Below are 24143 nucleotides of genomic sequence, written 5' to 3'. Positions count from 1 at the left end.
TCCTATCGTACTCATTCTTTATTATAACCTGCTGTCTCCCTAAATAGGAACAGACGTTTCAATATACAAAAAAATACAAAATTCTTCTATACAAAAGACGAACCGGAAATCATCAGCTCATCCTCTATATAGAAGAATTTTGTATTAAATTCAATCAGACGAATGAATGAAGATTTGACTTACACACGGAATTTCGAAACTTCTGTCTGCAAATCCATTGATAAATGACTTAATGATTCAGCAGCATTCGAGATTTCGCGCATAGACTCTAACTGAATAGTAGATGCTTGAGTCGCTTCTTTTGAATCTGAAGTAATTTGTTGAGAAAGACCTGCAATTTGACGTTCCGAATCCAAAATTTTGGATGAACCGGATGAAATTTGATTCGAAGCAGTAGAAACTTCTTTCACTTGCTCTGTTACCAACTGGATTGCACTGTGTACATTATGGAAAATCTCTCCCATTTGCTGTACTGCTTTGGTACCGCTTTGTACTTCTTTGGCGCCTTCTTCCATTTTGGTTACAGCATATGACGTTCTTTGAATAATATCTTCGATTTTGTCATTGATCTGTCTAGCAGAATCATTAGAATATTCAGATAATTTTTTCACTTCACTTGCTACAACAGCGAATCCAAGTCCATGTTCACCTGCACGAGCAGCTTCAATAGAAGCATTAAGAGAAAGAAGGTTAGTCTGTCCTGCAATATCACGAATCACTTGTACAATCGTAGCGATTTCTTTAGACTGTTCTGCTAACTCATACAATGCTGTTGCTGTCGCTTGTACGGTCTGATCTACATTTTTCATTTGTAGCACTGTTTGTTCTACATTGCTTTCTCCATGTTCAACATCACTTAATGCTTTGCTTGAAGAATCTGCAACTAATGCCACTGATTCAGCTATACGATAAATATTATCTGTATTTTTTTCTAACAATTGTTGGTTGTCCATCACTTGTTGTAATTGAAGTCCTGCTGAAGATGAAATGCCTTTGACCGTAACCGTAGCTTCGTCAGCTGTTTTAACGGATTCTTCAGAAGTTGCTGTTAATTCTTCCGAAGCGGCTGCCATTTGTTCTGCACTTGAACCAATCACTTGCATCAAACCACGTAAATTATTCTTCATTTCATTAAATGACTTAGCCATTTGACCCAATTCGTCTTTGCTTGAAATCTGAAGATCCTCAATCGTTAAGTTCCCCTGTGCAATTTCTTTAGCACCTTCAGCTACAAGAGCAATAGGTTTGGAGAACATGCGAATCACAAAGTATGCAATGACTATTCCTACAATAACAGCAATAAAACTAACAACCATCAATGTATAGAGCGTTACATTAGCATCACTATTGGTTTCAGCTTGTGCTTCTTTTAATAGATTAGAATGGTATTCTTCCATCTGTTGCGCTTTGTCTGCTAAAGATAATGCCATCGGTACACATTGCTCTTGGACCATTTTAGTATAAGCAACCACATTATTTTGTTCTTTGTACGTAATCAGTTGATCGGTAATACCGCCATATTGAGTTTCTAGATCAGATAATTCTTGTAACATGTTAAGCGTTGTAGAATCATCGGCTAGCTTCTGTTGCATCGTAGCGATACCAGCAATCAATTTCTCCTTATTCTGCTTGAACATATCCAGTTGATTCGTATCGCCTGTAAGTAAGTACCCTCTTAAATATTTGGTCTGATCGCCCGCCAAGTATCTTAGATCTTTAATCCCTAGTATGGTCTGAACCCGTCCATTAAGTAAATTTTGATAATTTTTGCTAGCTACATGAACTTCATATCCTCCGATAGCCCCTACAAGCAAAACTATAAATATCATGATTGAAAATACGCCTGACAATTTCTGTTTAATGTTCATTTTTTATCACTCTACTTTCATATCTATTGTTCACAATTTAAAATTACAAATTCAGGAAATACTAATAATAAGATTATCGGGTTATCTATCATATGTTTTATGAGCATTTATACCTATTTTCGATAAAAATCGACATATTATTTTATTTAGTGCTAAAAATGTAGTTTATGAGTAGATGTATAAGCGTTTACAGATTACATATGTATACTTCATTTCTCCTTTTTATTTAACAATTAAACTTTAGTTCTATATCTTAATACCTATATTTATAAATTATGAAACAAAAAGATATAGTCAGACTATACAAGAAATCACCTTTTACACAAAAATTGTCGATAAAAATAGTATAGAAATAAGAAACGTAATATATATTTCTTCCGTATATGTTCATATCTAAATAAGTTACTCATCATCCAAAAGGGGAAATGTCCAATGTCATTCTTTAACAAAATGCTTGCTCGCGTAGGAGTAGGCGCAGCCAAAATTGATACCATCTTAGAGCGTACCGAGTATTATCCTAATGAAGATATGAACGGAGTCGTTCATATTCAAGGAGGCAATGTTGATCAAGAAGTCGGTAATATCTATATTAAAGTGATGACTGAGTATATTCGTGAACACGATGAGAAAAAAGAACATGTACAGTATGCCATGGCTCAATACAAAGTATCTGATGAAATGGTTGTCAAAAAAGGGCAAAAGTTAGAAATTCCGTTCTCCTTTATATTACCTTCGCAAACACCGATCACTTTGGATCGTCAAAAAGTATGGTTGCATACCGGATTGGATATTGGTATGAGCCTTGACCCTACCGATCACGACTATATTACAGTGCATCCACATCCTTACATGGAAACAGTACTTCAAGCGGCTGAATTACTAGGATTCCATTTCCATAGCTCATCTGTTGAATACCTGTCCCGTTCACGTTATGGTGTTCCATTTGTTCAAGAATTTGAATTTACACCAGGTCGTGAATTCAGCAATCGGATTACAGAGTTGGAATTAGTGATGCGCTTAGAACCTCATGGTCTTCAAGTTCTGGTTGAAGTCGATCGCCGTGGACGGGGTCTAGGTGGATTATTTGCTCAAGCTTTCGATATGGATGAGCGTCATGCGTGGTTAGAACTTAGCAACAGTGACTTAAATCGTGGTGTAGAACATATTGCTGATCAATTAGAAAATCTGATTATTCAACAAAGTCGTTAATTTGTATAAGAAGTAAATATTCTTTCCATATTTTTCTGAAATAGCTAATAATGTATACGCAATAGAGATCAAAAAGGATGATCTACGCTAACAGGTGTAGATCATCCTTTTTTCACTTTATAACTTTTAATGCTTTTGATGAAGTGATATGAGGTTTGAATACTGAAAATAGTAAAGTACCTGCAAATCTTTTTAGTAAATCATAAAATTCTTCTTTATCCACCTGACCTCTATAAATCAGAACTTCGTACAGACCCCAACGATCTTGATAAATCAAAGTTGAATCTTCAAAACCATTACGAACATAGAACTTCCTTCTCGTTAACCGTTGCTCATAGTTATTAGCTATCTCATCCACAAATTCTATATTAAGTATTATCCGATTGTTCGGGTACTTTTCTTTGATTAGAGTAAGTGCACGGCTTCCATACCCTTTGGATCTAATATTGTTGTCTATAGCTATATATAAGACATACGTTAAGTCTTTATGAGTGATTAAATACGTAAATCCTACAAATACATCATTATCATACATAATAAGAAAGTCTACGAAATCTCTTTTGGCTTTCCACAGTAAAAGGTTGATCGGTATCCGCTCGTTTGTAGGGAACGAATCTAAATATAATTCTTTGATTTTATTGATTTGTTGCGGATGTTTCTTTAGTGATTCTACTCTCAGACTCATATCATCAATTCCTTACTATATTCGATTGTTAACCTGTTTTTTTATTAAGGATATACCGATTAGCTTTTTCTTTCTTTCCATACAATACATAATAAAGAACAGATGTTGCGATAACAGCTACTCCTAAAATCATATATATAGTGGGATATCCAGTAATGGGAATAACAAGTCCCAAAAGTGAAGGCCCAAATCCATTTCCAATATCATAAAAAATGAAAAATGTAGCGCTAGCCAGTCCCATACGATGAGGAGGAGCCACGGTTACAGCTATCGTCTGACTGATCGAAGAAATATTCCCAAAGCCAAGACCAATCAACCCTGCTGCAATTAAAAGAGTTAATGCACTATTTGCAGTACCCAAAAGAACCATTCCAATACCGAAAATAATAAAAGCAGGATACATAATATAATTAGCCCCGATGCTATCCATCAATCGCCCGGTAAATGGACGGGAAATCAAAACAGTAACTGTATACACAATAAAGAAGAAACTAGCAGTATCTATTAAATTCAGCTCAATAGCATATAAATTGATATAGGACAAAACACTAGAAAAGCAAAAAGTCATAATCAGAACGATGAAGCTGATCGGCAGTGCTTTCGGTTCAATATACTCTGAAAGTTTAATACCTTTACCCTTTTCTTCTACCACGTCTACTTTTTTCATTTCAGGAATACGGACGAAAAATCCAATGATAATGCTTACGATCGCTAATAGTAGACACACGATAAAAATCATATAAAATCCAGTATGCTGAGCCATATATAGACCCACAAATGGACCTAGACCAGTTGCTACTGCTGTACTAACAGCAAAATAGCCAATACCTTCACCTCGTTTAGATATCGGTATCGTAAGCACCACAAGCGTTCCAATCACAGTTGTCGTGATCCCTAATGCAATGCCATTAAAAAATCGGCTAATAATGAAAAAAGAAAGTCCGTAATTCACCAGATATAGAAGAATCGTTAAGGCAAAAAAAATAAGTCCAACCACTAATAGCTGTTTATATTGGAGTCTTTTCATAAGGGATCCTGTAAAGATACGTCCTGTCAGTGCACCAATAATAAAAATTCCTGCTGCCAGACCTGCTTGTCCCGTAGTCGCATCAAATTCTTTTAGCACATAAAGAGCAATCGTGGCATTTAATAACAGGTAAATAAAGATCAAGAAAAAATTGACTAAAGAGAGAATGATGAAATCTTTTGTCCATAATTTCGGTTGTGCTGTTTTCATCATTTTGTTTCCTCTATTTCTTATACTTTCTTATTTTAAAATGGATATGATTCTCCATTATCCGGTATTAACAATTGAGAAGAGAACTGTTTTTCAACTGCAAATTGTTTCAATTCTTTTTTAGACAATCCCCAGTGATTAGCCGATTCCATATGAACAGAAATGATCGTTGCAGTAGTTGCCGCTTGATGAACTTGATATACATCCTCTTTGTCCATAATAATTGGACCACCCTCTAGAAATTGATTAGCGCCTGCATTTACTACAATTACTTCTGGCTGATGCGTGTGAATCGTGTCTTGAACACTCTGATACCATACGGTATCGCCAGCTACATATAATGTCGGCTCCTCTGGATGCTTAAAAACTACTCCAGATACATGTCCCATAAGACTGACTAGATCTCCTCTGCCATGCTCCCCTGTTGTCTTGATCAATTGAATCCCTTCAAACAATGTATCTACTTGCAAAATCTCTACATTTTGAAATCCTGTACTTTGAATTTCTTTTGCAGCTTCTTCGTTTTGAGTAAACAGTTTTACGTTTTTGGGCAAGACTTCTTTGGCTACATCATCCCAATGATCTAAATGCAAATGAGTTACAATCACCGCATCGATATGGTCGATAATTTCATTCATAGGAATAGGCAAACTTTCCAACGGATTATTTTGATCTTGTCTTGCTGAATTTGAGAAAGGAGGATACGTGCCTTTTTCAGCTAAAAATGGATCTACCAAAAACTTTTTGCCTGCATACTGGATGATCAATGTTGCACTTCGGATTTGCTGTATATTCATGTGTGTAACTCCTTTTGTTTGATTTACATACAGTGTATACTATTGAAACATTGCAAATATATGGTATAAATAAAGTGTTTTTACCGTTTAACTTTATTAATGAAGGGATTTGAACAAATGTTAGATAATACAGATAGGCAAATCCTAGAAGAGCTTTCGAAGAACAGCCGAATCTCGATGAAAGAGTTAGGAAAAAAAATACATTTAAGTGGGCCTGCCGCTTCAGCACGAGTAGAAAAATTAGAAAATAGTGGAATTATTGAAGACTATACGATCAATATTAATCAAATAAAGATGGGATATTTTGTTCATGCTATGATCAATATCTTTACCAAAAGTACCCATCATCAACCTTATCTTTCCTTCCTAAAAACACAAGAATCGTACGTGATTCATAACTATAAAATTAGCGGAGATAGCTGTTACATTCTAGAATGTAAATTTCCTTCTAACGAGGAATTAAATGAATTTCTGATTCGGTTAAATGAGCATGTCAATTACACATTATCTATCATTATTAATAAATAAAATGTGTCTAAAGAAGTGAGTATATGCAAAAGGAATCTGTAAGTCTATCTAGAATGGTTATATTATGAAAGGAGCTGATAGCATGTCTAAATTTTATATGGTTAGAGAAGAGAAATATTCTAGTTATATTCAAGAGACGTTGAATCAGTTAATCCAACAAGAACACCTGGAGGGGATAGAATCAGTTCACCCCACTACCAATCCAGACAAAGTTTTACTGTATTGCTCAACTCATCACGATGAAGAAGATTCTCCTTATAAATATATTTATTATTTAAATGAGACCGCTAGACTAATCTTTGAAACTCATCAGATTCACCTTACGTATGTTGCAACGATTCCTGAAATTGCTCTTCCATCTAATTGTTCTACATTGGTAGAAACGATACGATCTATTTAAAACAAGCGCACTCCATGTATTGGGGTGCGCTTGTTTTTGTAATATCTAATATAAAAAAGAATGACTCTTCATATTCTTCCTTAATTTGCCGATAAAGATAGTGTTATGTATATTTTGTAGATACATGGCTACATTTATTTTCCGACATAAGGCACAAGTTATATTCTCAGCCGATGAGACAATACACATATAAGGGGTTATTATTCAAATGTACAAAAAAATCGTACCCGTCATTTTACTATCTGTAGCTTTAACAGCTTGTGGTTCTGCTAATAAAGAAGCGACTCCAGCAGCCGAAAGCAAAGCAGTAGCAACGAATGAATCTGCAACAACAACTGCACAAGCAACTACCACAGAATTTAAAACGTATGATGCTGATTTATTTTCAATAGACTATCCTGCATCTTGGAAAGAATATGATACTTCTAATCTCAATCAACCTTCTGTTCAAATAGCATTTGTAGATCCTGCACCTAAAGCTAAATTTGCTGACAATCTAAATGTAACAATGGAAGCTTCAAGCTCCAATATTACTGCTAAAGCTAATTCTGAACAATTAATAAATTTTTATGAAACAAGTGCAACATACATGGAGAACTTTAAATTAATTGAATATAAAGATAATGACAATTATAATAACTCTGGAGTTCTTGTAGGCGAATACATTCAACCAGAAACTAAAGAAAATGTTGTATTAACTCAATATTTGGTTCCTTCCAACGGAAATTTTTATGCCATTTCTTTAAGTTTGGGTAAAGCTTCATATGATAATGGTGGAAAAGCTATAGTTGACCAAATGATTGAATCATTTACACTAAATGATGAAGCAACTACAGCAACTACAAATAATGAAGTAACTGCTGAACAATCAACAAGCTCCGCTCAAACAGTAACAGCTGATATGATGACTGAAGTTGTACCTAATGTGGTAGAAGATGGTGCTCTGGATGATTCTACGTATAACTATATTGTAGACAATTCTAACCTATTTCCTGCAACTACTGCTGCTGACAAGAAGCTAGCTAAAGCGGAAGTTGATTCTACTATTACTTCAAAACACCTTTTTAAAAATATCAATCCTTATTTAGACACTATGGTTTCACTTACTGGTGATATTATACAAGTTCAAGAACAAGAAACCGCTTATGGTACAATTGCAACGATTCACATCTCTGATGAAAATGATAATTCTATTGTAGGCATTTATAAAGGTTCTACAGGTGACATACTTGATGGAGATCATGTTACGATGAGAGGTGTGCCTACAGCATCTTATTCTTTTGAAAATGTTGGTGGCGGAACAACGAATGCTGTATTATTAACTGTTTCTACTATCCAAAAAAATTAATTATAAGCAAATAAAAGCAATTTCTAGAGGTTATCTAGAAATTGCTTTTTTGTTATACAAACAATATTAATTATCGACACTGGATTGTTAGTTTTTACAGAATAGGTGAAAGCAATCTGGAAATGCCTTCTTTAAACTTAATGATCCATGATCTATTCTGGTAACGCTCTAATGTAAGTTCACTACTCTCTAGGCTGTCTTTATCAAATAAATCATGGAGTTGCTTGGCGATCTGCTCATCATACACAATCGCATTAATTTCAAAGTTCAGCCGAAAGCTACGCGAATCTATATTCATCGTTCCCACAGAAGCCACTTCTTCATCCACCACAATCGTTTTAGCATGTAAAAAGCCTTTTTCATACAACAGAATTTTAGCTCCATAATCCAGTAATGTCCCTACATGTGCCCATGTTGCCCAATAGACAAACGGATGATCTGGTTTATTAGGGATCATAATTTGCAGATCAATTCCTGAGATGAGAGCAATCTTACACGCATCCATAAAGCTCGCATCTGGAATAAAATAAGGCGTCTGAATATAGACATTCCTTTTAGCCGATAAAATCAGCTTGATATACATATTTTTGAGATGTTCTGTCTCCGAATTAGGCCCACTGGACACGATCTGGATCATACTGTGACCATGATGCTTTGCAGAACGGTACTCAAATTCATGATAATCTTCTTTTTGTTCTTTGCGAGCTTGATGCCAATCCAGAATAAATCTGCCTTGAATATGGTTAACTGAATCGCCTTCTATTCTAAAATGGGTATCTCTCCAATAACCGAATTTTTTATTTAATCCAAGATATTCATCACCTACATTAAACCCACCAATATAAGCAATCGTTCCATCAATAATGCAAAGCTTGCGGTGATTTCTGTTATTGATGCGGAAATTGATTAATTTGAAAAAGGAAGGGAAAAATACTTCGACTTCTCCACCAGCTAACTGTAATTCTTTAAAAAAGGAACCTGAGATTTTTTTAGAACCCACTTCATCATAAAGTAATCTTACTTTCACACCTTCTTGAGCTTTTTGAGTTAAAGCATCTCTTAGCCTTCTGCCCAGCGCATCAGGTTGAATAATATAATATTGGATATTAATTTCTTCCGTAGCTGCTTGAATATCTTGAAGCAAAGCATCGAACTTAACATGACCATCATCGAAAATAACGATCTCATTGTCATTCGATAATAAAGCATTGGTTGATCTAAGATTCAGCGTGACTAATTCATCATATTTGGATGGTATCGGAAATTCTTGTGACTGTTTATCTTGTAATGTAAGTAACTGCTTATCGACCTCAGATTGTACAAATCCTCGTTCTTCCGCAGAAAGCCCGTAGAAATTTTTCTTTTTAAGATTACGTCCCAGAAAGATATACACCAGAAACCCAACAATCGGAATAAAAAAGAGAATCATCAACCATGCCCAAGTATAACCTGCATCTCTTTTTTCAAAAAACAGAAATCCGATCGACAAAGCAATATTAATAACGGTAACGATCGAAACGATCAGTGTAACTACATTTCCGTATTCCATATGTATGTCCCTTCTTCTAAATTCATCTATTAACTGAATAACACGTCTTTATACTAATATGTAGCTCAATATAGTTAGTTTAAAGCTTAAAGTCATCAATCACAAATGGATATTCATTTTTTACATACTTGTTAAATATTTATGTTAAATGATATAGCGCTTTTCATTACTATTATAATCTCCAAAAACTTACAAATCATTAATAATTAAAATAAAATACTTGAATATCATTATATAAACGAATAATATTACTTATAAGAGGTGATTATTATGTATCAAGAAGAACGATTATTGAAAATATTGGAATATTTAAAACAGCATCAATCAATGAGCGTAACTGATATATGTACTGAATTTGAAATATCCAAAGATACAGCCCGTAGAGATATTGTTAGATTAGTACAAGAAGGAGTCGTTATCCGTACTCATGGCGGAGTCTCTTTACCTCAATTAAAAAAAGAAATATTATCGTACCAAGATCGTCTTATTGATGAAGCCGAACCTAAACGAACAATTGGAATGCTTGGTGCTCAACTTATTCAAGATCATGAGACTGTTATTTTGGATGTATCCACTACAGTACAATTCGTCGCAGAACAGATCAAAGCTCAACATCTTACTGTGATTACACACTCTATTGATAATGTAGGGATTTTATCAGATAGAGAAGATATGCAGATTTATTTACTTGGTGGCTATTTGAATGTAAAAAATCGTTCTTTATTTGGCCCTTCTATTCTCGATAAGCTTAGTCAGATTCGTGCAGATAAAGCCTTTATTGGGGCTGTAGCTATCGGTTCAGATGGTATCTACTACTCCTATGAGGAAGATGCTCGGGTGAAGCAAGAAATGGCTAGAAGATCAGATCAAGTGATTGTGGTAGCAGATCATACTAAATTTACAAGTAAATCATTTTATCGATTAGATTTTGATTATATAGATATTTTAATTACGAATCAGCCTGTTCCTAACCCCTTAAAAGAAATACTTAGTCAGAACAATATTATGGTTATTACGTATCAAGATGATGAACATGGAACGAACTATAATGACTAAGTCATATGATGAGGATGAGAATATCGATGTATACTATTTTGCAAAATGTAGAACTGGTACTTCCAAATAAAATTCTATCAAACGTTCATGTAGAGATCGAAAAAGGAAAAATCGTAAAGATTGATGCAGATCCTATTTCTGCATATAAAGAATATCAACAAATCGATTGTAAAGGGCAACGGTTAATCCCTGGCATGATTGATGTTCATATTCATGGAGCGAATGGCTTTGATATGATGGATGGTCGTGAAGAAAGTATACAAGAAGTGTCTCGTACATGTGCTTCTACAGGGTGTACCTCTTTTCTAGCTACTTCTGTCAGTTCTACGATTGAAGATCTTTTAGCGATGATTCATAGTGTGAAACGCGTTGTCGGTCATGAAGTAGGCGCCAAAATCGCAGGGATTCACTTAGAAGGACCCTATCTGAATCCAATACGTAAAGGTATGCAAAATGAGAAGTATTTACGTCATCCTGATATCGAAGAAATGAAGATGATCTTTAAAGAAGCCGACTCTCTTATTCAAATGGTAACGATTGCTCCAGAGTTACCGGGGGGGATGGAATTAATTTCATTTCTTAAAGAACAAGGTGTTATTATATCTATTGCACATTCGGATGCGACTTATGAAGAAGCCAAAAAAGCATTTAAAGCTGGTGCAAGTCATGTTACACATTGTTTTAACGGGATGCGACCGATCCATCATCGTGATCCGGGAATTGTCGTTGCGGCTTTTGAAGAAGAACATATCAGTCTTCAAGCTATTGTAGATCATATTCATTTGCATCCTGCTATTATTCGATTAATGCATCGTTCAAAAGGACCTGAAGGGATGGTCTTGATTACAGATGCTTTACAAGCGATGGGTATGGGAGACGGTGATTATCTGTTTGGAGGTCACCATGTAACTGTAACCGATGGTGTGGCTAGATTGCACGATGGAACATTAGCTTCAAGTACAGTTACGATGAATGAAGCTCTTCGATATACGGTTGAAACAGGGATTTCTTTAACAGATGCTGTGCAAATGGCTTCGACTACACCAGCACGTATTCTAGATCTACAGCAAAAAGGAGCAATTGCAGTAGGCATGGATGCAGACTTAGTGCTACTGGATGATGACTTTCAAGTACAATGGACTATGATCAATGGTCAAATATTATAATAGTATTCCACTTTATTGCTCTAACTCATATAGAACATATGATATTTTCAATAGAAATAATAGGTATAAATAATAAAAAGAGGTTGCCCTCAGGTTTTAAAACCTGTGGACAACCTCTTTTTTTGAAAGAATAGTTGGATGATATAAAAGATTCAAAAGAATCTCATTACATCATTCCGTCTACATCAGGGGATATATTGTATTTTTTCATACGATTTAAAAATTTAGCACTCACAAGGCTTACTTAACTAACTTATAGAGATTCACTAAAATTCAAAAATTTTTACTTGTGAATCTAGAAAAGTAATATTAATAGACACGTCCAAGAGTATCTTTTGAAGAATTTTCTTTATCCACAATCTTGAATAAAAATAAATCGATTTTTTTCTAAGCTGTGTTTTACAAAGTGCTGAAAGTGCATACTCTTTTGATAATAAGCAGTGTAACTATTCATTTTCTTTCTCAGTAGCAATTATTGCATCGTCTATAATCTAACTTCTTTCCTAATTTTTAGAATTTTCTTTGATATAAGTCCAATATGATTCTTTTGGAACTAAAATATTTTCTACTAAGCATTTATTTTTATAGTCAGAAGCATTCCATACTTCCATCAGGCCTTACATTCTATTGACTATGATTCTTCTCCAAAACTAGTATTTGTTGCTTTTGCGATCCTACAAAAAAGTAATATAAACCTAATTTCATCAAAAATAAGATTATAAAAGATAACTTCTCATTCTCTCATATAACTTTCTTTAAACATGCTTAAATACATGCTCTAGTTTAATCTTTTACTTCTAAATGATAATTTGTAAAAATTAAGAGTTTTTCCCCTTTAACAGATTCAAAGACTAGCTTCTCATCTTCGATTTTAGTTAGGAAATCAAATCCTCCTCCTGCATAATGTAATAATTTATGGTGGTGCGCACAGACAACAACCAAATTTAGATAAGAATCTAAAATTACATCTGATTCATCATTGGCATGTAATGCATTAGAAATAGGTTTAATATGATGTACCTCTATATAATGACGACCATTTTCCATTTCTATTCTTGGAATAGTTGGGTTGCTATAAGGATTTTCACATAACTGGCATCCATCGAGATAAAGGACTTTCATTTTTTCTACTAAAATTTTGCTTCTTTGAATTTGAATACGAGTATTAGAAGTAATATCTAGTTGACCTTGTATTTTTTTTATTTCGTTAAGTAATTCTGACCTTACATCTTTTTGAACTTTTTCGTTAGAAACATTATCATTTGTTTCTTCACTATTAAAATATGGATTGTACTCTCTTTCAAAACCCCAAATTTTTAATTGCTCATTAATAGTAAGTTTATATTGATTAGCATAAATAAATAATTTAGCATAAAAAGGGGACTGCGAATTTATATATACCTTTTCATTTTCAAATAGGAGATTCTCTTCAATATAAGCAATATATTCTTCTTCTTTATTTAAATTCAAAATCATATTTCTCCAATTAAACTCCAGATAGTTTTCTGGTAAATCTTCTTTGAAAATACGTGTATAACCATATTCTATCAATAAAAAGTCTGTAATATTCTCTTGTTTTCTTCTCAACGTTAAGTATAAATTTTGATAGAAAGGATCATAGGAACTAATATAAACAAATTTATTGTTGATAAGATAATTTTTATCTATCCGTTCTTTAATACGTTCCTTGGTTGGTATATTTCGAATTTTTTCATACAAAAAACCATGAGCTTCAATTAGTCCTTTTAAATTTAATCCTCTATTATGTGCTAACTGTACCAGCCTTTGATAATATGGAGTTTCAATTGGTACTTTAACAAACCCAGTTTTTTCATTATAGTGTTCAACTATCAATTTTTTTATTTCGTCTTCCGAGACAAACCTCCGATCTATCACTTTTATATAACGATTTTTAATTTGATAAAATTCTATTAATTGTTCCAAATCATATTCTGCTGTATGATTTTTATTAAATTTTTTCAATCTTTTTTTTAATATTTCAACTTCATCTTCTGTAAAAGATCTGTCTTCATTTAATTCTTCATCTTCTACACTTCTAATAAGTTCAAAATCAATTTCATCCAATAAATGATAGTTGAGAGAAAGAAGATTGTCACGTAACCATGAGGGAATATCAAATATACATCTAGTAGATTCTTCATTTTTAATAAAAACAGCAAATTTTTGCAAATTAAAATCTTTAGATCTATATAATTTAATGAAGCCTTCATTCTCAATCGAAAATGTTGTCTTCTTTGTCATAAGCTCATTAATTTTTACAATGTCATTCTCATTAAGATAGCTACTAACCCAAAACGGAAAAGCCATGCCTTCCTTTTTTAAAAGTTGATCTATTCTTTGTCTTGAAACTCCGAACCATTCTGAAAATTCAGTTGCTTGAAAATTATAGAGCTCTTTTAATTTTTTCAATGTTAAAAAGTCGAATATACTCGAACTACCAATTTTATAATTCCACGACAATAATAAATTTGTCACATTCAGATCATAGAGTGATGCTATAGCTTTTAAATTTGTATATAAAATATAATCCTTATCTTGGATTTGACTTATCGATTCTATATTCCGTAATGGAAAATGACTTTTCAATTTACTTTTTTGTTCATCTTCATTTAAGCTTTCTTCCTGTGCATTTTCTTTTTTAGTCTGCTTATTTCTTATTACTTTAAACCCCAGTTGATGAATATAGTCTTTTACTGAAATTTGGAGTCCTCGACAGTGGTTATAAATTTGACCGTATAGAGCCGAGTTTTTCTTGTATAGGGCAATAACTTCTTGAGAATGATATTCTTCAATTAATAGTCTAGAAAATCTGATATCAATAGGCTCATGCATTAATATCTACTCCTACTCGAAACTAATTTTAAATTTATAAAATAAATAATTTAAATTACCTAAATTATACATTTAAATCACTATTAAATCTTAAACTTTTTCGTTCATCTCTTCTTAATATTTATAATTAGTTGAATATGATAGATGAAATTTGCTGAGGTATATCCCATTATATAGAATTTAATAACTTGAAATATTTACATAGTCTATTAGCTTGTTTATATATCGAAACTCTGATATTTAATACTCTTTTTAAATATGGACACAATATATGGCTTACAGGATAAAATCAGTAGAGTGAGGGACAAAGTATTGTGATAAATATATAAGCTCCCATTACAAAAAATGTTAAAGGAAAGATTTCTAAAAGATTTAACCAATCGACGAAAATTATTCTTCAATTCCATTCAAATGAAGTAGTTTTAAAAGAAAATTAAAAAGACCTTTTATAAGTTCAAAGAACTTACAAAAGGTCTATCCAAAAGCTTAATTTATTTTTTCAAACCCAAAAGTTAGTAATAAGTTAGAATCTCATAATACTTTTTCCTACAAACCACATGATATAAAAGATTCAAAAGAATCTTTTTACATCATTCCTCCCATTCCTCCCATACCGCCCATGCCACTCATATCAGGAGCGCCACCAGATCCAGCTGGTTCTGGTTTGTCAGCGATAACTGCTTCTGTTGTTAAGAACATAGCTGCTACAGAAGCTGCATTTTGTAGTGCAGAACGAGTTACTTTCGCAGGGTCAACGATACCCGCTTCGAACATGTTTACCCATTCGCCTGTAGCTGCATTGTAACCAATACCAACTACTTCTTTTTTCAGACGCTCAACAATAACAGAACCTTCTTGTCCAGCATTCGCAGCGATTGTGCGAATTGGCTCTTCAAGCGCACGTAGTACGATGTTTACGCCTGTTTGCTCGTCACCTGTAACTTGTACAGCAGATACTGCTGCATATACGTTCACAAGCGCTGTACCACCACCAGATACGATACCTTCTTCAACCGCAGCGCGAGTTGCGTTCAAAGCATCTTCGATGCGTAGTTTGCGCTCTTTCAATTCTGTTTCTGTTGCTGCACCGACTTTGATTACTGCAACGCCACCAGCTAATTTAGCTAGACGCTCTTGCAATTTCTCTTTGTCGAACTCGGAAGTTGTTTCTTCCAGTTGTGAACGGATTTGGTTCACACGAGCATCGATATCCGCTTTGTCTCCAAAACCGTCTACGATGATTGTGTTTTCTTTCGTTACACGTACTTGGCGTGCTGTACCCAATTGCTCGATTGTTGCTGTTTTTAGGTCTAGACCCAATTCTTCAGTGATCACTTGACCACCAGTAAGAGCAGCGATATCTTGCAACATAGCTTTACGACGGTCACCGAATCCTGGAGCTTTAACAGCTACAGCATTGAATGTACCACGCAATTTGTTCACAACTAGCATAGCCAAAGCTTCGCCTTCGATATCTTCAGCAACCAATACCAATGGTTTGCTTTGTTGTACTACTTTTTCAAGTAATGGCAAGATTTCTTGTGTGTTTGTGATTTTTTTGTCAGTGATCAAGATATATGGATTTTCTAGAACAGCTTCCATTTTATCTGTATCTGTAATCATGTATGGAGAAAGGTATCCGCGGTCGAACTGCATGCCTTCTACCACTTCAAGTTCAGTAGCGAATCCACGAGATTCTTCAACAGTGATAACACCGTCTTTACCTACTTTTTCCATAGCTTCAGCGATCAATTGACCTACTTCTTCGTCAGCCGCAGAAATAGAAGCAACTTGAGCGATAGACTGTTTGTCTTCTACATGTCTAGAGATGTTTTGCAATTCTTGAACAGCTGCACGAACCGCTTTTTCAATCCCTTTACGAATAACCATAGGGTTAGCACCAGCAGTTACGTTTTTAAGACCTTCACGAATCATCGCTTGAGCCAAAACAGTTGCAGTTGTTGTACCATCACCAGCTACATCGTTGGTTTTAGTTGCTACTTCTTTAACCAATTGCGCACCCATGTTTTCGAAAGCATCTTCAAGTTCGATTTCTTTTGCAATCGTTACACCATCATTTGTGATCAATGGGCTACCGAATTTTTTCTCAAGAACCACGTTACGTCCTTTAGGTCCCAATGTTACTTTTACTGCATTTGCAAGAGCATCTACACCACGAAGCATTGCGCGACGAGCATCTTCACTGAATTTAATTTCTTTAGCCATAAGAATAGTTACCTCCTTGATATTTTAAAATCATTATAATGACAGACCGGCTTACACCGACTGTGTACATGTATATTCGTTGGTATTAAGATAGAATAGCGTGAATATCGCTTTCTTTCATAATCAAATATTCTTTACCTTCGAATTTAATCTCTGTTCCAGCATATTTGGAGAAAAGGACACGATCGCCTTCTTTCACTTCCAAAGGAATACGCACTCCATCTTTTAATTGACCGCTACCTACAGCAATAATTTTGCCTTCTTGCGGCTTTTCTTTAGCAGAGTCTGGAAGGACAATACCAAATGAAGTTGTTTGTTCCTGTTCGATCGCTTCTACCAATACACGTTCACCTAAAGGTTTGATCATGAAAAATAGCCTCCTTAAAATAATATATTGATTTGTTTCATGTGATGGTTGTTATTTATGTAATTAGCACTCGACACCTTTCAGTGCTAACAACCAACTTTATGATACTCAACTTGAGCGATAATTTCAAGTCTCTTTGTGTAAATTTATAAAAGTTAGGTTCAAAATAACGATTATTCTACCATACAATCACTCTTACAATTACCCAATCCGAGGGAATAAAACATCAATCGAGTTATAAAAAAAGAAATCAACGCGATTTGGATACATTCACGTTGATTTCTTTTTTCTTACAATACATTAATCGTGATGCAGTTTCTACCTTTGGTTTTGGAGCGATATAAGGCTTCATCTGCTAATCGATAAATCTTCTCTTCGGTTAATTCATCATCGACAGCCGTCACTACAGCTAGACCTACTGAAACAGTAATATATGGACTGGCATCATTTTGATTATGAGGAATATGAAGATCTTCAATACAAGCACGTAAAGACTCTGCAAATTCATGCGCCTCTTCAATCCCTGTACTGATATGCAAGATCGCAAATTCTTCACCACCCAGACGAAAAGCCATATCTGTTCTTTTTCGCATCTGAGCCGTTAATGTGGAACCGATCATTCGTAGTACATGATCACCTTCATAATGCCCGTAGGTATCATTGTATTTCTTATAATGATCGATATCGAGCAACATAAAAGCAAGCCCTTTTTGCTCTTTGGCTGCTTTCAAAATTTTGTGCACAATACGATCATTAAAATGTCGGCGATTATACAAACCAGTCAAATCATCAATAATCGAGATGCGTTCAATTTGCTTTTTGTCTGTAATATTATGACCGATAAAGGTATATCCTGTAATCTGATTATGATTCAAAATAGGCTCAATAATCATATCCAGCCACAGTAAACTTTCATCTTTTTTCGGTTGAATTAATTCGCCTGTCCATGTCTTTTCTTCGTTCATGACAAAGACCTGATAAGAGCCTTCGCGACGATCTTTGGCATATAAGAAACGATGCTTTTTACCAATTAATTCTTCCCGAGAATAGCCAGTCATAATACAAAATTCTTCACTCACCATTGTGATCTCATCATGCAGATCCGTCTGCACAATAATGACATTTTTATCAACAATGTTAAAGTATTTACTTAGTTGTTCATTTTTGATCGCTAGCTCTTCTGTACGTTCTGCGACCAGGTTTTCCATGTTCGCATACAGACTTGCATTTTCGATAGAATAGACCATATCTCGTGATAGCAAGTTAATCATTTTCAGACGTTCATTGGTAAATGCACCTGTCATCAAATTATTTTCCAGATAAATAATCGCAATCAGCTTATTCTGATTATAAAGAGGCATACACAACATCGATTTTGGCTGATATTCTGCAATATACGAGTATGCTGCTAGACCAATTCCTGAACGTGCATCACTATGAAGTAAGATTTGCCCACTTTCCGCTACATAATCAATAATATCCCATGGGAAATGCTGTTGCTGATCTCTACGTTGTTCATGATGAAGCAAGACTTCGATCCGATTTTCGGTATGTTTGTATTCTCCCTCAACCCACAAAGAAAAATTAGACTGCATCACCATACAACCACGTTCTGCACCTGCGTTCATAATCACAACTTCCATAATTTTTTGTAGCAACTGATCCAATTCAATCTCTTTGGAAATGATCTGCGATGCTTTGAACAACAGATGAATATCAATATTTTCTGTAGAAGAAGTGAGCGTATTCTCGGTATGAGAAGGAATCCATTGCACATGATACATCAGATCCTGATAACGTTTCTCTAGATGCTTAACTTTGGCTTTGGCTCCCCAGACAGAATAATAATAAGAAGCCTGCTTGAAGAAGTAAGCTGCCAGTTCATTTAATCTTCTGGATTGGTAAAAGCGAGCCATAAGTTCACTTGCAATCGCTTTGTATCTTGTAAAGTTACCATGTCCACCTGTAGATAAAGCAAGATGATAATACTTTTCAGCTTCCTTGTGTCTTCGATTAATCCGTAACCATTCTGCTTTCATCATATACTGCTGTGTCAAAAAATTATGAGGAAAATGAATTGCCCATTTTTTCATTTTTCGGTACTCTTTGCGCATACGTAGACGAGCAGTCTGCTTTTCTCCTACACTCATATGTTCATAACAAGCCGCTATGTTCATAAAGGTGTAAAAAGAGAACTCTTCCAAAAAGGTTGAACCTGCTAATGTGCCTACCACTTTATACGCTTTGTCGATATCACTCAACGATTCACGATAATTTTCAAAAATAAATGCAATCTGGATTTTATTAATATAATAAATAGCGATGCCTGAATAATAATTGGCTTCTGTTAATTGTGCTAAATAAGCTTGTTCGCTAAAAGATTCATCGTCAAAAGAATCGGTCTGCTTCAACTCTCCAGCCAGTATCCGGAACTTTTGGCGTGATAACTGAGCGGTTGCCAGCGCTTCTTTATACTTGGTATTTTCGATCATAGAGATCATCTGATCGCTTTCTTGCAAATACTTTTCAATCTCAAGTGCTGGATTCCAGAGATTCATATAATAACAAGCATGTGCCAGATAGAGCATATCACCTGACAATATACTGGAATCGATTGCATGACTGTATTGTTCCTCTAGCAGTTCCCACTCATGACTCCAACTGTAACAAAACAATGTGTAGAGCACTTTTACAAGGCTACGCCACTGTAGATCATTGAATTTCTCGTTGATATCCATTGCAAGCTTGCCGTATTCTTGTGCGCCTTTGAGATCACCCATACCAGAAAGCAACATGGCATAACCGATATAAGCACCCGCCGATTCCGGGCCATTTCCATATTGGATAGATAAATAAGCTTTTTTCAGAACTGCCCATGCGAATAACGTCTGTTCTCCTGAAATAAAGGCAGGTGGAATAAAGCTTACTAACAACCGCATAACCAACTTAATCTTCTCATCTTGTACTTCAGGGCCATGTAATAAGTCATGAGTGGTTTTGCCGCGGAGCTTGAGCTTAACTCGTATCATTTCTTTGCCTACAATCGCCATATTGAGCTTAGTGGGCACGTATACACCTAGACTCGCCAGACCTAACTTCCCTGCTTCAATCGCTTCTTTCATCATTCCGAGGTACATATAATGATTAGACTGCATCTCATAGATTCTAGCCAGTTCCATCGGAATCTGTACATGTTCGATCAGTGCACGGCAAGCTTGATCTCCTGACTCTAGCTGATGAATCAAATACGAACATTCACTGTACAGATAATAAATATCAAATGTAGTCTGATAATGCGTTGTCCAGCTATTGGAGCCTAATAGACTGAGCGCAGTCTCCAAAAACTGACAAGCAATCTCATAGCCAAAAGATTCTTTGGCACGCTTAGCCGCTTGAAGATTGATGATAATCATACGTTCGCGCTCTTCTACAGAGACCACTAGAGATACACCTTTATTCAAATGCCCTGCTATTTCCATACTATTTTCGCGGACTTTATCTACTGACCAATGATCCAGTAATAACCAGCCAATCTGAAGATGCAGACTTTGACGGCTCTGTGGATCTATCATTTGGTACAAAGCTTGTTGCAATTTATCATGTCCAAACGCAAACGGAATATCCAACTGCTTCAGTTCAGTACTGACTTCTTCTACACTGCTTAACATTTGGTAATTCGAATGAAGTGGTGTAATGATATCTTCTTGTACTGCGTGTATTAAAGATTCTATGATGACTGTCGTTGTCTCATCACTGACCAGATGAAGAATCTGCCAATCAAAACTACGACCGATCGATGCCGCTAATCCTAAAATGTGCTGCATATGGACAGGGAGCGTTTGCATTTTCTGAATCAGATAATCAATCAAATCTTCATTCATCGTCATCTGTTTCACCTGAGTCTGATTCAGGTTCCATGTGCCTAATTGATCATCGAAAAAGATCGCTTTATTTTTGTACAAATCTTTAAGGATTTCATGAATAAAAAATGGATTTCCTTTGGTCTGATGATAAATATTTTCACGCAACGGCTCAATAATATCCGTATTGGTTGTATTTAGCGTATCTTCAATCAGGTATTGTACATGTTCAGCAGATAACGAAGTCAATTGAATATGATGAATCGTCATCTGCTTTTCAATTTCTTCCAACGTAGTTGCTAATGGATGTCCTGGATTCACTTCATTGGGACGATACGAACCGATAATAAACAGCTTTTTCAAACTGCTACTTTCCATCAATCGCCCTACCAATTGAATACTGGCTACATCTGCCCATTGTAGATCATCTAGAAATAATACAAGCGGACGTTGCCCTGCTGTTAATCCTTCAAGAAAGCGAATAAACGATAAGAAAAAGCGATTATTTTCTTCGGTTGGATTAAGGGGTTCGACCATTGGCTGTATGCCTAGTATTTGCTCAAGTTCTGGTAACCATTTGGTAATCACACCTGCATTATTCCCTAATCCATTGCGAAGAGCCAATTGTAACTGTTGGGTTTCTTCAGGCAACCCTTTAAGATACTGCACCAGCAATGTACGAAATGCTTGGATAATCGCACTATACGGGATGTTTTTATTGTATTGCTCAAATTTACCTTGAATAAAATAACCGCGTTCTTTCGAAATAAAGCTGTGCAACTCATTAACAAAAGCAGTCTTTCCGATTCCTGCTTCTCCAGATGCAAGAGCCAGCTGAACATGCTCTTGAATACCTTCTGTTAAAATGTGCTTCATCCGGGCTAATTCTTCATCACGTCCATGCAATCGTTGTGGAATATGAAATAGACTTAAGCGATCTTCATGCCCTATTTGAAACTCTGCTTGAGGATCATAACATTTTCTAAGATCGGCTTTGATTCCATATGCACTGCGATAACGATCTTCCGGTGACTTTTCTAACAATTTCATAATGATATCTGATAGCGAGCGAGATACTTGCCCCTGTGTAAGGTCATAAGGAGATGTTGGCTTCTTCGCTATAATCGAATAAATTTGCTCGACAACCGAATCCGAAGGGTATGGCTTTTGACCAGTGACCATTTCGTACAAAACAACACCTAACGAATAAAAGTCAGAACGATAATCGATATTCCGATTAATGCGTCCTGTCTGTTCAGGTGAAATATAAGATAATGTACCTTCCATCACCCCTGCATTTTGAAATTCTTGCTTTTCATTGGTCAGTTTGACAGATAGATCAAAATCGATAATTTGAATCTGGTCACTTTGACGATTCCAAATCAAATTGGCTGGTTTGAGGTCTTTGTGAATAATCTGTTGCTCATGAATACGTCCGACAATATCTACAATCTTTATAGCTAACCGTAAAATAGTTGATAATTCTAGTTGTTCATCCCGGATTACATTTCTTAGCGATTGCCCGTCGATATCTTCCAAAGTTAGTACAAAAAAACCACCGCGTTCTTCCAGCTGAATCGGTTGAATAACCCCTTCAACTACACCTTTCAATTCGGATAGCATTTTGTATTCTTTTTTGATACGCATCACTGCTTCATATGTGGATGCTTTGGCTCCTAGAACCTTGGCAATGACTGTCTGTCCGGAAAGATTATCAATGCAACGATAGATCGCTTTACTGCCGTTATCGGCGATCTCTTCGACCACTGTATATTTCTGATCTTTCCATATCATTAGTGTTCCCTCGCTTTATCCCCTGTTCCGACAATTTCAAAATTAGGATCAAATTTAAATACGTATGCACCTGTTAGCCAAATAATCCAACAATTGACACCAAAGAATAGATAGCCAAAATAACCTAAGATCGGCATTTCTGAGAAGATGTGAATCTTATCTAAATACGGTACAGAATATTTCCAGTAATTCGGATTGACTGGAATCCCTTGATTAAACCATTCACTACCAAAGTTCCACATTTCCCAAAAGAAACCGTTCGCTACTGTAGCAATAGCGATAAGTAGTAATGGTGACCAGTTTCCGTTTTTGATCGAGGTAAATGGTGTCCAAAACCCGATCAGACCCATAGCCGCAGACAACATAGGTACTAAAGCTACCCACAGTACAAAAAATAATTCGAATGGGAAATACCCCATCGCAAAAGCAAGAATTAAACCTACAATGTAAAATGCAATCAACAACGGCTTATTCAAATGAATCTTAGGTCCATTGCTGTATCTTTTTTTCAAGCTTGGGAACGTCTGTAGTAACAAATACCATTCAATAATCGCTGGAAGTACTGTGGTATACGATAACGCAAACCAAAAGATATTACCAAAATTAGAAAATACATCTTTATTCGGATAATACCAATTTTCCATCACGAAAAAGTTCAAATACTCAAATGCAAACCAACTAAAACAAGATACGATTGCCAGCAACTGCATTATGTATAGCTTGCTGGATAAAAGAGATACACCGTTATTTCTTTTGTATACGATACCATCCAGAATCAGAATGAATGCCCACCATAAGGGTACAAAAGTATACGGCTCAAGTAAACTAACAAATCCAGCACGTGACCATATAATAAACCAACAAATCAGCAATATTGGGAAAGCAGCCCAGAACCAGATCGGAAAAGGTACACTTGTTTTGGCGACACGTACAATCTTCTCTTTTTTAAATCCGAACAAACGTGGAAATAATAAAAATACAAGTATGAATGCTGCGATACAACATGCACCTATAAAATAAATTAAATTAAACCCCGGATCTTGTACATTATTTTGTACAGGAAATACTCCATATCCCGGAGGCAACCCATCCCATTTTGCCAAACTCCCCAGTAATGGCAAAATAAAAATCAACGCAAACGTAAACAATAAAAATATGATTTTTTTCATGATACTTATCCCCTTTTTTCGTTCCTTACCT

At 35.3% G+C, this 24143-nt stretch carries 16 protein-coding genes; 6 read left to right on the top strand and 10 right to left on the bottom strand.

What is annotated here, in order from left to right:
- Positions 1-179: 179 nt before the first annotated feature.
- Complete coding sequence (locus tag PO903_RS11180) at positions 180-1868, bottom strand: methyl-accepting chemotaxis protein (protein ID WP_273593453.1); 1689 nt, start codon at positions 1866-1868, stop codon at positions 180-182.
- A gap of 432 nt (positions 1869-2300) precedes the next feature.
- On the opposite strand from PO903_RS11180, the gene PO903_RS11175 reads away from it, so the two are divergent.
- Complete coding sequence (locus PO903_RS11175) at positions 2301-3077, top strand: sporulation protein (RefSeq protein WP_137222061.1); 777 nt, start codon at positions 2301-2303, stop codon at positions 3075-3077.
- Between the two features lie 112 nt (positions 3078-3189).
- Here PO903_RS11175 and PO903_RS11170 read toward each other — a convergent pair whose 3' ends face one another.
- Genes PO903_RS11170 through PO903_RS11160 form a run of 3 tightly spaced genes read right to left on the bottom strand, consistent with a single transcriptional unit; the run spans position 3190 to position 5796 of the window.
- Positions 3190-3762, bottom strand: coding sequence for a GNAT family N-acetyltransferase (locus tag PO903_RS11170; RefSeq protein ID WP_273593452.1), 573 nt, complete (start codon positions 3760-3762; stop codon positions 3190-3192).
- Positions 3763-3790: 28 nt separating this feature from the next.
- Entirely contained in the window at positions 3791-5002 is a 1212-nt protein-coding gene (locus PO903_RS11165) for an MFS transporter (protein ID WP_350339081.1), read from the bottom strand.
- Between the two features lie 32 nt (positions 5003-5034).
- Positions 5035-5796 (bottom strand): MBL fold metallo-hydrolase, encoded by a 762-nt coding sequence (locus PO903_RS11160; RefSeq protein WP_273593451.1) that lies wholly within the window; start codon positions 5794-5796, stop codon positions 5035-5037.
- A 117-nt stretch (positions 5797-5913) separates the two neighbouring features.
- On the opposite strand from PO903_RS11160, the gene PO903_RS11155 reads away from it, so the two are divergent.
- The 3 genes from PO903_RS11155 (at position 5914) to PO903_RS11145 (ending at position 8072) form a co-directional block, all read left to right on the top strand.
- Positions 5914-6324, top strand: coding sequence for an Lrp/AsnC family transcriptional regulator (locus tag PO903_RS11155; RefSeq protein WP_273593450.1), 411 nt, complete (start codon positions 5914-5916; stop codon positions 6322-6324).
- An 82-nt stretch (positions 6325-6406) separates the two neighbouring features.
- On the top strand, positions 6407-6724 hold the full coding sequence (locus PO903_RS11150) for a hypothetical protein (RefSeq protein WP_273593449.1): 318 nt from the start codon (positions 6407-6409) through the stop codon (positions 6722-6724).
- A gap of 208 nt (positions 6725-6932) precedes the next feature.
- Positions 6933-8072: a PsbP-related protein gene (locus tag PO903_RS11145; protein WP_273593448.1), complete on the top strand. Its 1140-nt coding sequence runs from the start codon at positions 6933-6935 to the stop codon at positions 8070-8072.
- Positions 8073-8166: 94 nt separating this feature from the next.
- Here the strand turns inward: PO903_RS11145 and cls are convergent, their stop codons facing one another.
- Positions 8167-9621: a cardiolipin synthase gene (gene cls, locus PO903_RS11140; protein WP_273593447.1), complete on the bottom strand. Its 1455-nt coding sequence runs from the start codon at positions 9619-9621 to the stop codon at positions 8167-8169.
- A gap of 270 nt (positions 9622-9891) precedes the next feature.
- Between cls and PO903_RS11135 the strand changes: the two genes are divergently transcribed.
- A complete protein-coding gene (locus PO903_RS11135) occupies positions 9892-10677 on the top strand; it encodes a DeoR/GlpR family DNA-binding transcription regulator (RefSeq protein ID WP_273593446.1) in 786 nt (261 codons plus the stop codon).
- Between the two features lie 26 nt (positions 10678-10703).
- A complete protein-coding gene (nagA, locus tag PO903_RS11130; protein WP_273593445.1) occupies positions 10704-11843 on the top strand; it encodes an N-acetylglucosamine-6-phosphate deacetylase in 1140 nt (379 codons plus the stop codon).
- 783 nt (positions 11844-12626) lie between these two features.
- Here nagA and PO903_RS11125 read toward each other — a convergent pair.
- From PO903_RS11125 to PO903_RS11105, 5 genes are all read right to left on the bottom strand, one after another.
- On the bottom strand, positions 12627-14696 hold the full coding sequence (locus tag PO903_RS11125) for an HNH endonuclease signature motif containing protein (RefSeq protein WP_273593444.1): 2070 nt from the start codon (positions 14694-14696) through the stop codon (positions 12627-12629).
- A gap of 585 nt (positions 14697-15281) precedes the next feature.
- A complete protein-coding gene (gene groL / locus PO903_RS11120) occupies positions 15282-16922 on the bottom strand; it encodes a chaperonin GroEL (protein ID WP_069326135.1) in 1641 nt (546 codons plus the stop codon).
- Between the two features lie 85 nt (positions 16923-17007).
- Complete coding sequence (gene groES, locus PO903_RS11115; protein WP_069326136.1) at positions 17008-17289, bottom strand: co-chaperone GroES; 282 nt, start codon at positions 17287-17289, stop codon at positions 17008-17010.
- Positions 17290-17579: 290 nt separating this feature from the next.
- Entirely contained in the window at positions 17580-22943 is a 5364-nt protein-coding gene (locus tag PO903_RS11110; protein ID WP_273593443.1) for a diguanylate cyclase domain-containing protein, read from the bottom strand.
- The gene (locus tag PO903_RS11105; protein WP_273593442.1) at positions 22943-24112 is read right to left on the bottom strand and encodes a small-conductance mechanosensitive channel; all 1170 of its coding nucleotides are present in this window, start codon (positions 24110-24112) and stop codon (positions 22943-22945) included. Before PO903_RS11105 ends, PO903_RS11110 begins: the two co-directional genes overlap by 1 nt.
- Positions 24113-24143: the final 31 nt, after the last annotated feature.

The organism is Paenibacillus sp. PK4536, from assembly GCF_028594455.2.
GTDB lineage: Bacteria > Bacillota > Bacilli > Paenibacillales > Paenibacillaceae > Saccharibacillus > Saccharibacillus nuruki.
This window is presented reverse-complemented; position numbering and strand designations above follow the sequence as displayed.